Raw genomic sequence first — 363 nt, 5'->3', positions numbered from 1 at the left:
TGACGTGCCCCCCAACGTGTTACCGCTGGAAAGTAGAGATTTCTCTTTTATGGTGTGTGTTTGATGGGATAGCAATGGTCTTATGGGCATGCCCATAAGACCATTGCTGAGCGACTTGAGCGGGGGTTCTTCCACCGAGTTTTGAATGTGGACGTACGGTATTGTAATCCTCACGCCACAGCGCCAGAACATACCGTGCATGGGGCAAAGAGGTGAAAAGCGTCTCGTTTAAACATTCATCACGCAGTTTGCCGTTAAAGCTTTCAATAAAGCCATTCTGCTGTGCTTTACCCGGCGCGATGTAATGTCACTCCACGCCCATCTCTTCGGCCCATTTCAAAATGGCATGGGAGGTGAATTCTG

Annotated in this window: 1 pseudogene; it reads right to left on the bottom strand. The window is 49.3% G+C overall.

Annotated features, from left to right (window positions below):
- Positions 1-19: 19 nt before the first annotated feature.
- Positions 20-363 (bottom strand): annotated as a pseudogene (locus tag KB213_RS11965) (integrase core domain-containing protein); the annotation flags it as partial.

It is taken from the genome of Neokomagataea anthophila (genome assembly GCF_018122595.1).
In the GTDB taxonomy this organism is placed as follows: Bacteria; Pseudomonadota; Alphaproteobacteria; order Acetobacterales; family Acetobacteraceae; genus Gluconobacter; species Gluconobacter anthophilus.
This window is presented reverse-complemented; position numbering and strand designations above follow the sequence as displayed.